The organism is Granulicella sp. S190, from assembly GCF_009766095.1.
GTDB lineage: Bacteria > Acidobacteriota > Terriglobia > Terriglobales > Acidobacteriaceae > Edaphobacter.
Genome location: NZ_LMUD01000023.1, coordinates 254,341 through 268,505 on the forward strand (window position 1 = coordinate 254,341; position 14,165 = coordinate 268,505).

Genomic DNA, 14,165 nt, shown 5'->3' on the forward strand with positions numbered 1-14,165 from the left:
ATGACCAGGATGCGAGTGTGCGGATGACCGCGCTGGATGGCCTGCAGCGATACGTTGGGCAGGATCAGCATGTGCGCGATGCGGTGCTCGAAGCGGTGATGCACGATCCTGATGCGCAGGTTCGGAAGACGGCGATCGGAGTTCTTGAGCCGGTACAGGCTGACTCGAGCGTGCGCCAGGTGCTGCGGACCGTATCGACGCAAGACACAAATCCTTATATACGGACTGCATCGTATAACGCACTCCAGAGTTCGGCAGATATTCAATAAGGGCACGAAGTGTAAATCCTCCTGACCGCCACAGGCGCAGGCTGGATGAGGTTATGTAGATGAACTACCGCAGGTCTTTGGGGGTTGTGGCGCTGGTGGCGAGCATTGCCGTTCTGGACGGAAGGCAAAGTACGCTCGCAGCTCAGGCGCTGCCCTTTGTCTTTCGGACGATGGCAATTGCTGGAGCGATGGGTAGTTCGCACAGTCATCCGGCTCAGGGCTACCTTGGGGTGGACGCACGCGATGTGAGTGACGATCAGATCGCCCCACTGAAGCTGAAAGAGGCGCGGGGAGCGGAGATCGTTAGCCTGGATCACGATGGTCCAGCATGCAAAGCCGGGATGCGGATGCATGATGTGATTCTGCAGATGAACGGCCTATTGATTGAAGGGCAGGAGCAGTTGAAGCGTTTGCTTCGGGACCAGCCGGTTGGGCGAACAGTCAGTTTTGTGATCAGCCGGGATGGGCAATCCCAGACGATGACGATGCAGATGGCAGACCGCCAGACAGTGGGCCAGCAAGCGTGGGAGCAACACTATTCGGTTCCTGCTCCGGGCGATGAGCCTTCCCTGACCATGCATGGAAACAGTTTTATGGGGGGCACTCCATCGGCCTCGACCGCAACGATTCCCAAGGGGCATCGCGAGGTTCTAGCAATGAGTATGATCCTGAGCCCGTCGTATACCGGCGCTCAACTTGAGGTGATGGGGCCGCAGCTTGCGGGATTTTTTGGTGCAGAGGGTGGTGCGGGGCTGCTGGTGCGGAGTGTCGACAGTAATAGCCCTGCGGAGGAGGCTGGGCTGAAGGCGGGGGATGTGGTGGTGCGGGTCAACTCTATTGCCGTGTCGAGCGGGACGGATTGGACCAAGACGGTGCATGACAACAGGGGGAGACCGGTACCGGTGGTGGTGATTCGCGACAAGCATGAGCAGACGCTGACGTTGACACCGGATGGCAAGAAGCGCTCAAGCGCAACGCCAGGGCTTGGGTTGGAAGAGTTTTTCGGGGAGACAGGCCAATATACGCGACAGCTGCTGGCGAAGCTCTAGAAGAAGCAACGGCTCATTCGATGGCGTCCTGAGGGGCGTCATTTGTTCTTAAAGGGTCTGTTAACGATCGCTTCCTGCTGAGATGCCGAGGGTTCGATATACTTGAAGGTGATATGTCTTCTGCTCCTACAACTGCCGTGGTGAATGGCAGCCGTCCGATGCCCGTCAAGCGCCGCTGGAAGGCGGTGACGCGCAAGCTGCGTGAACTAGGTTCGATCGGCTCTGCGGTGATGTCGACTGGACATCCTTACATGGCTCATATCGTTCCGGTGCGGCGGTGCAATCTTGCCTGTACGTATTGCAACGAGTACGACGATTATTCTGATCCGGTGCCTTTGGACGAGATGCTTCGTCGCATCGACCACCTGGGGCGCCTGGGAACTTCGGTGATCACGATCTCGGGTGGCGAGCCTCTGCTTCATCCGGAGCTTGACCAGATTATTGCGCGCATCCGCAAGACCGGTGCGATTGCGGGGATGATCACAAACGGGTACCTGCTGATGCCGGACCGGATCGAGAGGCTGAACAGGGCCGGGCTCGATCACATGCAGATCTCGATCGATAATGTGATGCCGGATGAGGTTTCGAAGAAGAGCCTGAAGGTGCTGGACAAGAAACTGCAGATGCTCGCCGAGCATGCGGACTTTCACGTGAACATCAATTCGGTCGTGGGCGGAGGAATTGCGAATCCGAACGATGCATTGACGGTGAGCGAGCGGGCGCTCGCGCTGGGATTCAGCTCGACGATTGGGATTATCCACGATGGCAGCGGACAGTTGAAGCCATTGGGAGAGGCCGAGCGTACGGTCTGGGATAAGGTGAGGAACCTGACACGGCGCAGCTATTCGCGGTTCAATCACTTCCAGGAGGCGATCGCCAATGGGAAGACTAATGACTGGCGTTGCCGGGCTGGCGGACGGTACTTGTATATCTGCGAGAACGGGTTGGTTCACTATTGCAGCCAGCAGCGGGGATACCCAGCGGTGCCGCTGGCTCAATACCAGACGGCGGATGTGAAGCGGGAGTTTTTGACGGAGAAGAGTTGCGCGCCGAGCTGCACAATCAGCTGCGTTCACCAAGTGAGCTACATCGACCACTGGCGAGCGCCACAGACCTCGTCTGTGACGCCAGGCGCCTCCGGCCATGGTGCTGGAGCGGAGCTGGTACAGATTCGTTGATCGTATGGCTGGAGTTGTTGGTGAGGTTATAACCGACAGCCGAAGCGTGATTGCCTCGCCCTGCGAATTGGCGGATGCTGGTGGAATGGTGCTTTCGAGCGGCTCGTGTTTGCGTGGTGCGGCTAGAGTTTTCTTCGTTCTAACGTTGGCGAGCGGGGCAGTAGTCTCTGCCAGTGGGCAGACGGGAACCGGGTCCCAGCAGACTCTGGATAAAGCGACAGTGGGGATGTCGACCACTCCCGACGTCGCGAAAGATGTGACAAAACGTCCGACGAGCACACCTTACTCCGGCGATCTTTCCATCTTTGAGTATCCGGACCGGGATAAGAAGCTACAGATCGATCGCGTGATGGACCTGCTGGGGATTACGCCGGGCAAGAACGTTGCGGATATTGGGGCCGGCTCGGGATGGTTTACAGTGCGGGCGGCGCGCAGGGTGGGTCCTGCGGGGGCAGTGATCGCGGAGGATATTAACCCTCTGGCAATCGAGTACATCGGCAAGAGGGTGTTGAAGGAGAATCTCCCGAATGTGCGGACGGTGCTTGGGAGCGCGGACGATCCGCGGCTACCTTCAGGAAGCGTGGACGCAGTCCTGATGCTGAAGGTTTACCACGAGATTGCGCATCCGGTGCCTACGATGAAGGTGTTGCAGAAGGCGTTGCGTCCGGGAGCCAAGGTCGGGATCATCGACCGCAATGGAAATGGCGCAGACCATGGATTGAATCATGAGGTTGTGGTGAAGGAGATGGGGCAGGCAGGGTACAAGCTAGTCGGAACCTACGACTTTACGAAGGCGGATGGGCAGGACTATTTTCTGATCTTCCAGGTTCGGTGAATCGTTGACTGAGTGGCGTGGATGGATCAGATGTGAAAGATTGCTGCAAAAGCGAAAGGCCCGAAGAGGTATCTTCGGGCTTTTCGTTTTGCAGCAAGGAGTGTTACTTGTGCGCTGTAGTCCGTGGTTTGGCGGTCGCAGGCTCGGGATTTTCGGCGATGGCCGTGTCCAGCATGGCATAGAGCTGGGTGACATCATTCACCTCAACGAAGCCCTTTTGCGTAACGATAAAAATGGTCGGAGTCTTGGAAAGGCCAACGCGCTCGCCCAGAGTCTGGTCGGCGCGGACCTCGGCAGCGAAGAGGCCATTGGGGTCGACGACGAATGGCATTACGCGGCCGTGAGACTGAAAGTACTTTTGCGTGAAGGCGTTGAGATCTTCCTTCGAGGCGATCGAGATCTGGTTGGCGAAGACAGCGCGACGGTACTCTTCCGCGGCCTGAGGCGAGATCTTGTCTTGGATATAGCGGGCAATGACAGCCGCGTCAAAGCTCCAGATGTGCATCCGTAAAGGGAAGTCGTGGCGAAGGAGAGGGATCTTGTACTTTTCGACCGCCGCATGCACGATGGGGAAGGCGTGGGAGCAGGCGGGACATTCCAAGTCCTCAAACTCATAGATGGCGACGGGGGCTCCCTTGGGGGCGCGCAGCATCGAGGTATCTTTGAAGCCTTGAGCAAGGGCCGTCATGCTGGCTGGGAGGGCGAGGAGCAGAGCTGCGGCGAGGACGATGCGGTTCATAGAGGTAAGACGCATAAGGTTATCTTTCGTATTTTAGCTGAGGGAGGGCAGGCTGCGGTGGCCTTCCAGGTCTGAAGCGGAATCTCCCTTTTGAATCATCGCGCATGAGCCTCGAGAGAGCATGAATCAGATACCGTGAGAATGAAGAAGTTCAAGGAAAGGAGCGACTTACGAGGAGATACCCAGTTTTGGATGATTTCTGCATCTGACAGGCTGTGTGGCACTCTAATGAGAGAGCATGGAAACCCAGACCAGAGTTTTAGCAGAAGTGAAGCCGCGGCCGCGAGCTGTGACATGGCCGCTGGCGCTGATCTTATGCGGCCCAATGGCGATGGCGCAGACCCCGAGTGCGGATCTGCCTCCGGCGCCTATTCCCAATGTCGTAAAGCTGCCCGGCGGTGTGCTGATCGAACAAGGAACGCCGGGTGCGCTGGCGCTGAGCCTCGATGACGCGATCGCCCGAGGAGAGAAGCGCAATCTCCAGATGCTGCTGGCCATTCAGAACGAGCGGATGGTTCGTGGTCAGGTGTTGACAGTAGAGAACAATCTGCTGCCGAGCCTGACTGCTAAAGCGCAGGTAGAGACGCAGGAGCTAAATCTGGCCGCCCAGGGGTTTAAGTCGTCGTCGCTGGAAGGCAGTGGAATTCCGCTAAGCGCGTTTCACTCGATTGTGAAGGTGAGTACTGCATCAGCGCAGATGAGTTTGAATCAGCAGTTGCTCAATGTGCCGGCGTACTACCTCTACCGGTCTTCGCAGCAGGCGGTTAAAGCGGCTAATTTCACTACGCTTAATGAGCTCGGCGGTGTGACCCTCGCCGTGGGGACTCAGTATCTGCTGGCCTTGGCGGACGCGGCGCAGATTGCAAACGCGCAGGCGCTTGAAAAGGCAGACGATGTGGCGTATCAGCAGGCGAAGGCATCGCACGAAGCAGGTGTGGGAACGAATCTGGATGAGCTGCGAGCGCGGGTGCAGTTGCAGACGCAGCAACAGACTTTGATCAACGACGAGAACGCATTTGCAAAAGACAAGATCGCGCTCAATCGTCTGATTGGGCTGCCAGCGGACCAGGAGATTACGCTGACCGACACGGCTCCCTATGCGGAGTTTGCCCAACTCCCTCTCGAGGATGCGAAAAGTCTGGCTTACCAACGTCGGAAGGATCTGCTGGGTCTGCAGGCGCAGCTTGAGGTTGCAGCGAAGGCGCGCAAGGCTGTGAGTGCCGAGCGGCTGCCAGTGGTGTCTTTCGACGGGTACTATGGCGTGCTAGGCGAGATCGGTTCGCTGTACCACGGCGTGTTTGCGGCGACTGGCAAGGTGAGCGTGCCGGTGTTTCAGGAAGGGCAGCTCCGTGGCGAACGCGAGGTAGCCGATGCGCAGGTTACGGCGCTGAGACAGCAGATCGCATCGTTGCGAGTGACTATTGAGCAGCAGATCCGTGCTGCGATGCTGGATGTGCAATCGTCGAATGATCTGGTGAAGGTGGCAAAGAGCAACGTGGATTTAGCGACCCAGGAGTTGCAGGATGCGACAGATCGCTTCTCGGCGGGAGTAGACGATAACTTGCCTGTAGTGCAAGCCCAGGCGACGTTGGCTGCGGCACAGAGCCGGCTGGTAGATACTCTGTACCAGTACAACCAGTCAAAGCTGACGCTGGCGAGGAACACCGGTGTGGTGGAGTCGCAATACAAGATCTACCTGGGCCGATAGTTTGAGCTCTGCTACTGCTTTCCCCCGGATAGGGTGACGTGCTTGTAACTGAAGTATGAAAACATAGGTCATGGCGGATGGTTCGGAACGAGGGGTAGCGGCGGTAGGGAAGGACTACCGCTCAGCGTTCAAGTCGCGGGACTTTCGGTTGTACCAGGCCGCGCGGTTGATGGTGGTTCTGGGGGCAGAGGCGCAATCAGTTGCCGTGGCGTGGCAGGTATACGCGATTACGCATTCGGCATTGGACCTTGGGTATACGGGGCTCGCGCTTTTTCTGCCCGGACTGTTTGTCATGCTGGCTGCGGGGCATGCTGCGGATCGCTACGACCGGCGCAAGATCATCTTGCTCTGCTATGGGCTGCAGGCCATCTGTACGGCTGTATTGCTTTGGCTGTCTCTCAGCGCGACGGCGTTGCAGCACGGGCGGATCTGGCCGATCTACGCGGTGCTGGTGGGGATCGGGCTGGGCAGGGCTTTCAGTGGACCTGCAGCAAGCGCGATGCTGCCGAGCCTGGTGCCGAAGGAACACTTTGTAAACGCGGTGACCTGGGGCGCGACCGTCTACCAGATCGCGAATATGTCGGGACCGGCAGTGGGTGGCATCTTGTTCACGCTGCCTTTGGTGGGAGTCGCGGCGATGTGGGGCGGCGCACCGATCGTATACAGCTTCACGCTGATTATGCTGCTGGGTTTCCTCGTGCTGGTCAGCATGATTCGAACTCGAATGGTAGCGACCGAGAAGAAGGCCTTCAATATGAGAACGGTTTTGGCTGGGCTCGAGTATGTGTGGCGGGCTAAGCTGCTGTTGGGGTCGATTTCGCTGGATCTGTTTGCCGTGCTGCTGGGCGGGGCAACGGCGTTGCTGCCAATCTTTGCTACGGATATTCTTCACGCGGGGCCACGCGGGTTGGGCCTGCTGCGAGCGATGCCTTCAGTAGGTGCACTCGTCGTCTCGCTGACCATGTTGGTGCGACCGATCAAACGGAAGGCCGGGTTGACGATGCTGATGTGCGTCGGGATCTTCGGCGCGGCCACGGTGGTATTTGGACTTTCGCGGAGCATCTACCTGAGCGCCGCTGCGCTGGTGATCGTCGGCGCAAGCGACATGGTCAGCGTGGTGGTTCGGTCAAGCGTGCTGCAGCTGGCCACTCCTCCCGAGATGCGCGGACGAGTCAGCGCCGTCAACTGGTTATTCATTGGCGCCTCGAATGAGTTTGGAGAGTTTGAGAGTGGAGTCACAGCGCAGTGGTGGGGCGCGGTGCGTGCGGTTGTGGTTGGCGGAGTTGGGTCGATGCTCGTAACTGCATCTGCCGCCGGGTTGTTTCCCGAGCTTCGCAAAGCGAACGCACTGACGGCAGAGGCGTTGATGGGTGCAGAGCGGGAGTTGAGCGTGGCGGAGCCAGTAGATTAGAGTGAGTGGTTGGCATCTGACGGTTTATGGAGAGTCGATGGAGAATGGGGCGAAGGCAGCAATTGGGGCGAGCGTGGTGTTGGTGCTCGCGGTCGGGATTAGAGTAGGGCTGATCTACCGGGAGCGTAATGCTCCGGACAACTCTGTAAAGGTTCCAGCGCGCGAGGTGATTCCTGAAGACGATCTTGTCTTTTTGAAGAAGAAGCGGCCCGATTCGTTGAAAGACATCAAGGATCTGGCGGGAACTACCGTCTGGGTTTCGGCAGGTGGACAGCTTGAATACTATCCTCTGGTAGGACATGCGGCGCAGTATGGCAAGCCCGCGGGGACGCTGCTTGGGGCAGAACCGCTGATGGTAAAAGATGCCATCGAACAGGTGGCTCCGAAGGCTGCAACCTTTCGCATACCGGGTGGGGACAAACAAGTCCTGATGGTCTTCACGCGGCCCGATGTTGCGGGTGACACGAAGGAGTACGCCGTGCCGGTGGGATATCGGCAGGCTGGTCAATACACGTTCTATACCGATGAGATCTTGTTTTACGACGATCCGCATGAGCTCTATAAGCACTGGGGGCCGGGGATCTGGAAGGCCGTAGATACGCACCAGGTCATTCTCGGGATGAACGAGCGGCAGGTTGAGCTTTCGCTGGGACAGGTGTCAAAGAGCACGAGCAACGACTACGGCAATCGCATGGTGGTGTTTGCGAATCTCGGCAAACCCATGGCGGTTACGTTTGTGAAAAATAAAGTGACCGCGTTTCGAGCGGACCAGGGATATTGATTCTTCTCCAGCTCCAATGAGTGAAGAGGATACAGCCAAGTAGTGCTGTGCTCTTTTAGTGCGGATCAGCCGGTATTGCGAAGACCAGCGCTGATCCCGTTGATCGTGGCGGAGATGGCGCGATCGAGCTCAGGGGAACTCGTCTCGCCTTTGGCGGCCGCGATGCGCTTCCGGCGAATCAACTCGACCTGTATCAGTGACATTGGATCAACATAGGGGTTCCGTAAGCGAATCGAACGCTCAAGAACGGGGTTGGTCTCGAGGAGCGATCTTTGCTTTGTGACCTCAAGGATCATGCGGTGCGTCAGGTTGAACTCCGCCTCGAGAGTATCGAACACGCGATCGCGAAGAGCGGCGTCCTCAACCAGAGATGCATAGAGCCGTGCTATGCCAAAGTCCGCCTTGGCCAGAGCCATCTCTACGTTGCGGATGATATCGAGGAAGAGGGGAAACTCGCGAGCCATCGTCTGAAGTTGTTTAAGTCCGTCGGGCTCGGACTCGATGAACTGATGCAGCGCGTGACCAACGCCGAAGTAAGCAGGCACAAGCTGTCTCGATTGCATCCAGCCGAAGACCCACGGAATGGCACGAAGATCAGCCATTGATTTTTTACCGCTGCGCTTCGCAGGACGTGAGCCAAGACGCGCATGTTCAAGCTCTGCGACTGGGGTAGCCTGCTCAAAGTAGGTGAAGGTGTCGGGGTTGTCGACGATGTGTTTGCGATAGAACGCATAGGAGGTAGCCGAAAGCTCGTCCAGCGTTGTCTCCCACTCGGGAAGAATCTCTCCAGTCAGATGGGGCGTCTCCGCGCCATGCTGCAGCACTGCATCGGGGCGAGCCAGAGCGTCCAGGCTTGCGGCGATCATCAGTTCGAGATTACGTTCGGCAAGAACGACGTCGGAGTACTTCCAGTTGAGGACCTCACCTTGTTCCGTGATGCGTAGTTCGCCCGTAAAGCTGTCGACAGGCTGGGCGAAGATGGCGCGATGAGTTGGTCCGCCACCCCGGCCTACGGTGCCGCCGCGACCATGAAAAAGACGTAACGTCACATTGCAGTCGCGGGCCACCTGGTGCAGCGCGCGGTGGGCCTTCCATATCTCCCACGTGCTGGTGATCATGCCGCCGTCTTTGTTGGAGTCAGAGTAGCCGAGCATCACCTCCTGCTGGTGATTCCAGCTTGCGAGTAGTGGTTTGTAGACCTCGCTCGTCCACAGCTGCCGCATAATCGCCGGAGCATTTTGAAGGTCTTCGATGGACTCAAACAGTGGAACGGGCTGGAGGCCGGGATCATCTACGTTCCCCGTTTTTCCAGGTGGCGTGGCCTCTACTCTTACACCACCGAGCCGCGCGAGCCAGAGAACATGCAGCACATCTTCCGCACTGGTTGCGCCGCTGATGACGTACTGCCGGATAGAGTCTGACGAACAAGAACGTTTCAGCTCCGCGACGGTGCGAAAGGTCTCGATCACCTCGGCTGTCTGCTCACTCAGCGCTGGCGGGAGGTGAAGCGCCTCACCCGGATTTGCGGAGTGCCACGCAGAGATCTCTGCAATGGCGGCAGCATGAATGCGGGCATGCTGCCGAATATCCAGCGTCTGCAGGTGCAGGCCGTAGGTACGAACCTCGATCAGGAGCGGGTCGATGAGCATCTCGGCGAGCCGGGGTCCATTGTTTCCAATCAAGGACTCGCGAAGAGTCGTAAGGTCTGAGAGCAGATCGATGGCGTGAGCGTATGGCTTCAGCGCGGGATTGGCCGGAACAGGAACAGCAGACTGTGGAGTCGCCCCCAGCCTCATCATGATGCAGGCAATCAGCAGACGAATCGACTCGTGCGGGAACCGCTCTCCAAGGGCATTCTGACCCGCAGTACGAAGCTGACCGATGTAGCCGTTGAGCAGCGCAGTGAGTTTGGCCGAGACAGGAACCTGCTGCGTGGAGCTGGCAAGTTGCTCGAAGATGTTTTGCAGCCGTCGGCGATAGTGCGCGAACAGCAGAGTGCGGGCCATCGTCAGGGCTTCGCGTGTCGCTTGCGGGGTCACGAAGGGGTTGCCGTCGCGATCGCCGCCGATCCACGAACCGAAGCGGATGAGCTGGGGAAGATCGGTGATGGAGAGTTGAGCGTGGGGGAGTTCCAGCTGTTCGGGTTTCTCTATGGTTGAATTAGAGCTTTTCTGTTCCGGATACTCGGCAGCAAGCGCCGCTGCAACCTCCGCATACAGGACAGGGAGGGTGTCGAAGAGGCTGGACTCGTAGTAATCGAGTGCCATGCGGATCTCGTCGAGCACTGTAGGCCGGGCACTGCGAACGTCGTCTGTCTGCCACAGAGCCGTTATCTCGGCGAGCAGATTGCGTTCGAGAGATTCGAGCTGAGGCTCAGGGACGGGGATGCGATCGAGCTGTTCGAGAAGATCGGAGATGCGACGGCGCTTGAACATCACGCTGCGACGGGCGACTTCGGTGGGATGTGCTGTAAACACGGGGGAGACGCAGACACGTTCGAGCAGCGCACGAACTTGTTCTGAGGTAAAGCGAGCTTCACGAAGACGACGAAGAGTTCCGCGCAGGTCCCCGCGTTGCATGGAGCTGGAGGCTTGAGCGGTTTGATTCAACTGCAGCGAGAGGCGGCGACGTTTGCGGTGGTTGGTCTCGGCGAGGTTAATGAGCTCAAAGTAAAAACCGAAGGCGCGTGCAAGTTGATAGGCGGTGCCTAACTCGAGAGCGTGAACGCGCGTGAGGGCCTGTTGGAGATGGGTGCTGGCGGCGGCCTGGTCGACCGCGCCGGTCTGAGGGGTCTCCGCTTCGCGCCGGGCGATCGCAATGCGACGCAAAGCCTCGACGGACTCGTAGAGAGGCTCACCTGCCTGCTCGCGGAGTACCTCGCCAAGCAGCATGCCGAGCGAACGGACGTCTCGGCGCAGAGGAGCTTCTTTGAGCTCGCCAGTGGGAGCTTGTAGTTCAGCCAGGCGTTGAGGCCAGTCGGTTGGAGACCAGAGAGACGGCATCCTTTGATTATGCCTCGTAGAGCTCTAAAGAGGGCGCGGGTTCGGGCATATCCTCTTTTGCAGGAGATTTGGATGGACGGGTCAATTGTGACGTTTCGACGTGCGGCCAACATCGCGAAAGGAGTAGAAGCGCCCTACATTACCTGGGCAATCTTCTCCAGTTCCTCCTGGAGGCATGGCAGGGAGCAGCTGACCGACTCCATGCGGAAAGCCGCTTTGCGTGCATCCTGGGTAGATACCCCGTAGCCACGGGTCGCCAAAAAGCTGCTGATCAAATCGGCGGCCTGCCAGGAGTCGAGGCCTGATTTCATGAGATCTTCCCGCAATCCGGATAGATCCGCCTCGGCGAACTTTTCGACGTGGGCACCTCTCGCCTTAGTCATCTGCTCTCTCCTGCTTGGCACACTTCCAGCGTCAGCTTCTGCTTTTATTGGACGCTAGAAAAACACCTGAGTTACGGGCTCTTTCTGGAAACGCATTCATGGCCCCAACAGATTGCATCGCTTGCTGATTCTACGAAAGATTGGCCTGAAAGGTTTCCCGAACCTGCTAGATGAGAGCGCGGTCGGCGAGCAGCACGGGAATTCCATCCACAATTGGATAACGCCGTCTGCAGCCGTTACACGTAATGATATCGCCTTCACGCTCCAACGACTGATGGCACACCGGGCAGACAACCCAGCGTAGATCCTTGGCTAGTAACGGTTCAACGCTCACAGGCCTATCTTATGCTCAGTAGAGCAGAATGGCGCGATACCATAGATAGAGATATGGATGAGATGAAGAGAACCCCGAAGATTTTAGATGGCATTGCGATTGCGGGACAGATCAAGGCTGAAGTTGCAGTCGAAGTTCAGGCGCTCGCATCTCGTGGAATCACACCTGGATTGGCGGTCATCCTCGTAGGCGAGGTGCCCGCGTCACAGATTTACGTTCGCAGCAAGGTGAAGACCTGCGGCGAACTGGGAATCTTCAGCGAGATGCTTACGCCGCCCGAGAGCATCAGCACCGACGAGATGCTCGCTTTAGTCGCAGATCTCAACGCCCGCGAGGACATTGACGGCATCCTGATCCAGCTTCCCCTTCCGAAGCACGTCGATACCAAGCGGCTCCTCGAGGCTGTCTCACCCGACAAGGATGTCGACGGATTCCATCCTATAAATGCAGGCCGGCTCCAGAGCGGCCAGCCAGGACTGGCGCCCTGTACACCTGCGGGCATCATGGAGATCCTTCGGCGCAGCGGCCTCCCGGTTGCCGGTCAGAACGCGGTCGTGGTGGGGCGTTCGGATATCGTAGGCAAGCCTGCCGCGATGATGCTCTTGAATGCTTCGGCTACTGTCACGGTGTGCCATAGCAAGACCGCTGACCTTGGCAGCTTCACCCGCGAGGCCGATCTTCTGGTGGCTGCCATTGGCCGTGCGGGATTCGTAACAGCGGATATGGTCAAGCCGGGCGCGACCCTGATCGACGTCGGAATCAATCGCGTCACCGAAGCTGCTGAGGTCGAGGAGTTCTTCCCCGGTGATGCTGACAGGGCAGCGACGTTTGCCAAGCGAGGATCGGTTGTCGTCGGTGACATTCACCCTGCAGCGTTCGCGCACTCCGGGGCCTACACGCCGGTTCCTGGCGGCGTCGGCGCATTGACCATCGCGATGCTCATGCAGAATACGGTCACAGCGGCGAAGTTGCGGCGCGGGATCTCCCTGGGGAACAAATAACTTTCATGCTGCGCGTCGGCCTTACTGGCGGCCTGGGAAGCGGCAAATCCACCGCGGCCAAGCTGTTTGCAGCCTTGGGCGCGCATGTCCTGCAGTCGGACGCGATCGGACGTGAGCTGATGGAGCCGGGTCGGCCCATCTACCAAGGGATGGTCGCGCACTTTGGGCCAGAAGTGGTGTTAGCCGATGGACATCTCGACCGGGCCGCGTTGGCGCGCATCGCCTTTACAGAGGGCCGCGTCGAAGAGTTGAACGCAATCGCGCATCCAGTTGTCATCGCGCATCAGGTGGCTTTGACTGAAAAGATCTTTCAGCGCGAGCCTCATGCGGTGGTGATGGTGGAGTCGGCGCTGATCTTTGAGACGAACTACGGCACCGCGGACGGCTTGCGCTGGCAGAGCCGCTTCGACAGGATCATTGTGGTGACCGCGCCGGAAGAGGCTAAGATCGCACGGTTTGTCGCTCGCTCCGCCGCCGGCAGAAGGCTCGGCGATGCGGAACGCTCCGAGCTTGAGGCCGAGGCAAGGCGCAGGATATCGCAGCAGATCTCGGACGAGCAGAAGAGCGCGCTGTCCGATTATGTGCTTACCAACTCCGGCGCGCTGACCGAGTTGGAGTGGCAGGTCGACCAGCTTTGGCCGATCCTGCAGTCCGCTGCATAGGCTGCTATCTGCTTTGAAATTCCGTGTGGGATCCTCAAACAATTGCATCGCCCCCATGATGCATTTCGGTCTTATGCCGATGAAGGACTGTGTCAGACGGACACACTTCATTAGGATAAGGAGAGGGACAGATGATCCGGCAAGCCATCAATTGCGATATCTGTGCGGCAGAGAAGCAGACGAGTAACTACTGGTTCGTCGCCTACGAGCAGGGCGGAGAGCTGAAGCTTCGTGGCTGGGAGTCGCCGAAGAACTCACGCAAGGGGGCCAAACACCTCTGCGGGCAGAAGTGTGCGCAGCGCATGATGGCAAACTTTATGGCATCCCTGATGGCGAGCGTTCACAGCAACGATCAGGAGATCGAACCGGCAGGGGAGGGTGCAGAGTTCGCGGCAAAGAGTGAAGAAGGGGAAGCGGTGGCTCACTCGATACGTCTCGAAAGACCTGAGCATTTTGACCGCGCATCCCGTTTAGATCGTACAGACCGTTCCCTCGTCGGTCGCGCCAGCATCGACAGCGCAGACCTCGATGCCGAATCGTGGGCCGGCCCAGTAAGGGCCAAGGAAGAGGCGTGGGAGACACAAGCGAAGCGGCAACCTGAGCGCGAAAACTTTCTTCATGCACCACGAATCAAACCGTCAGCCCTGAATCGGTTGCAGCGTATGGTGTAAGCCTCATCGAAAGACGATTCCGATCTTCTGCACTCCCTTTTTGTAGGGGGAGTGCGCAGTTTGACTGAATGCAGGAACTTTGCAGGAGACTAAGCAGCGAAAGGCGCCCCTCGATACAATAAATGTGTCGGCCTTTCGCAGC

Annotated in this window: 14 protein-coding genes; 10 read left to right on the forward strand and 4 right to left on the reverse strand. The window is 58.3% G+C overall.

The genetic code is table 11. The features are described 5' to 3' along the window. From GSQ94_RS14455 to GSQ94_RS14470, 4 genes are all read left to right on the forward strand, one after another. A partial coding sequence (locus GSQ94_RS14455; protein ID WP_174240940.1) for a HEAT repeat domain-containing protein occupies positions 1–269 on the forward strand: 269 nt, incomplete at its 5' end. 59 nt (positions 270–328) lie between these two features. Further along, entirely contained in the window at positions 329–1,318 is a 990-nt protein-coding gene (locus GSQ94_RS14460) for a PDZ domain-containing protein (RefSeq protein WP_158944570.1), read from the forward strand. Positions 1,319–1,431: 113 nt separating this feature from the next. Beyond that, positions 1,432–2,496, forward strand: coding sequence for a radical SAM protein (locus GSQ94_RS14465; protein ID WP_254063878.1), 1,065 nt, complete (start codon positions 1,432–1,434; stop codon positions 2,494–2,496). 4 nt (positions 2,497–2,500) lie between these two features. Beyond that, a complete protein-coding gene (locus GSQ94_RS14470) occupies positions 2,501–3,331 on the forward strand; it encodes a class I SAM-dependent methyltransferase (protein WP_254063879.1) in 831 nt (276 codons plus the stop codon). Between the two features lie 103 nt (positions 3,332–3,434). Here the strand turns inward: GSQ94_RS14470 and GSQ94_RS14475 are convergent, their stop codons facing one another. Further along, a complete protein-coding gene (locus tag GSQ94_RS14475) occupies positions 3,435–4,085 on the reverse strand; it encodes a thioredoxin domain-containing protein (RefSeq protein ID WP_254063880.1) in 651 nt (216 codons plus the stop codon). A gap of 223 nt (positions 4,086–4,308) precedes the next feature. On the opposite strand from GSQ94_RS14475, the gene GSQ94_RS14480 reads away from it, so the two are divergent. The 3 genes from GSQ94_RS14480 to GSQ94_RS14490 all read left to right on the forward strand — a co-directional run bounded on the left by GSQ94_RS14480 (position 4,309) and on the right by GSQ94_RS14490 (position 7,970). Then, positions 4,309–5,778 (forward strand): TolC family protein, encoded by a 1,470-nt coding sequence (locus GSQ94_RS14480; protein WP_254063881.1) that lies wholly within the window; start codon positions 4,309–4,311, stop codon positions 5,776–5,778. Positions 5,779–5,848: 70 nt separating this feature from the next. After that, complete coding sequence (locus GSQ94_RS14485) at positions 5,849–7,189, forward strand: MFS transporter (RefSeq protein WP_158944571.1); 1,341 nt, start codon at positions 5,849–5,851, stop codon at positions 7,187–7,189. A 1-nt stretch (position 7,190) separates the two neighbouring features. Next, positions 7,191–7,970, forward strand: coding sequence for a hypothetical protein (locus GSQ94_RS14490; protein WP_254063882.1), 780 nt, complete (start codon positions 7,191–7,193; stop codon positions 7,968–7,970). Positions 7,971–8,035: 65 nt separating this feature from the next. Here GSQ94_RS14490 and GSQ94_RS14495 read toward each other — a convergent pair whose 3' ends face one another. The 3 genes from GSQ94_RS14495 to GSQ94_RS14505 all read right to left on the reverse strand — a co-directional run bounded on the left by GSQ94_RS14495 (position 8,036) and on the right by GSQ94_RS14505 (position 11,689). Then, positions 8,036–10,972, reverse strand: a complete 2,937-nt coding sequence (locus GSQ94_RS14495; protein ID WP_158944572.1) for a phosphoenolpyruvate carboxylase — start codon at positions 10,970–10,972, stop codon at positions 8,036–8,038. Between the two features lie 134 nt (positions 10,973–11,106). After that, a complete protein-coding gene (locus tag GSQ94_RS14500; RefSeq protein WP_158944573.1) occupies positions 11,107–11,355 on the reverse strand; it encodes a hypothetical protein in 249 nt (82 codons plus the stop codon). A gap of 166 nt (positions 11,356–11,521) precedes the next feature. Then, positions 11,522–11,689 carry a Trm112 family protein gene (locus tag GSQ94_RS14505; protein ID WP_158944574.1) on the reverse strand — a complete coding sequence of 56 codons (168 nt, stop codon included), beginning with the start codon at positions 11,687–11,689 and terminating at the stop codon, positions 11,522–11,524. Positions 11,690–11,742: 53 nt separating this feature from the next. On the opposite strand from GSQ94_RS14505, the gene GSQ94_RS14510 reads away from it, so the two are divergent. The 3 genes from GSQ94_RS14510 (at position 11,743) to GSQ94_RS14520 (ending at position 14,023) form a co-directional block, all read left to right on the forward strand. Continuing rightward, positions 11,743–12,690: a bifunctional 5,10-methylenetetrahydrofolate dehydrogenase/5,10-methenyltetrahydrofolate cyclohydrolase gene (locus tag GSQ94_RS14510; RefSeq protein WP_158944575.1), complete on the forward strand. Its 948-nt coding sequence runs from the start codon at positions 11,743–11,745 to the stop codon at positions 12,688–12,690. Positions 12,691–12,695: 5 nt separating this feature from the next. Beyond that, entirely contained in the window at positions 12,696–13,352 is a 657-nt protein-coding gene (gene coaE / locus GSQ94_RS14515; protein ID WP_158944576.1) for a dephospho-CoA kinase, read from the forward strand. A 131-nt stretch (positions 13,353–13,483) separates the two neighbouring features. After that, positions 13,484–14,023 carry a hypothetical protein gene (locus GSQ94_RS14520; protein WP_158944577.1) on the forward strand — a complete coding sequence of 180 codons (540 nt, stop codon included), beginning with the start codon at positions 13,484–13,486 and terminating at the stop codon, positions 14,021–14,023. Positions 14,024–14,165: the final 142 nt, after the last annotated feature.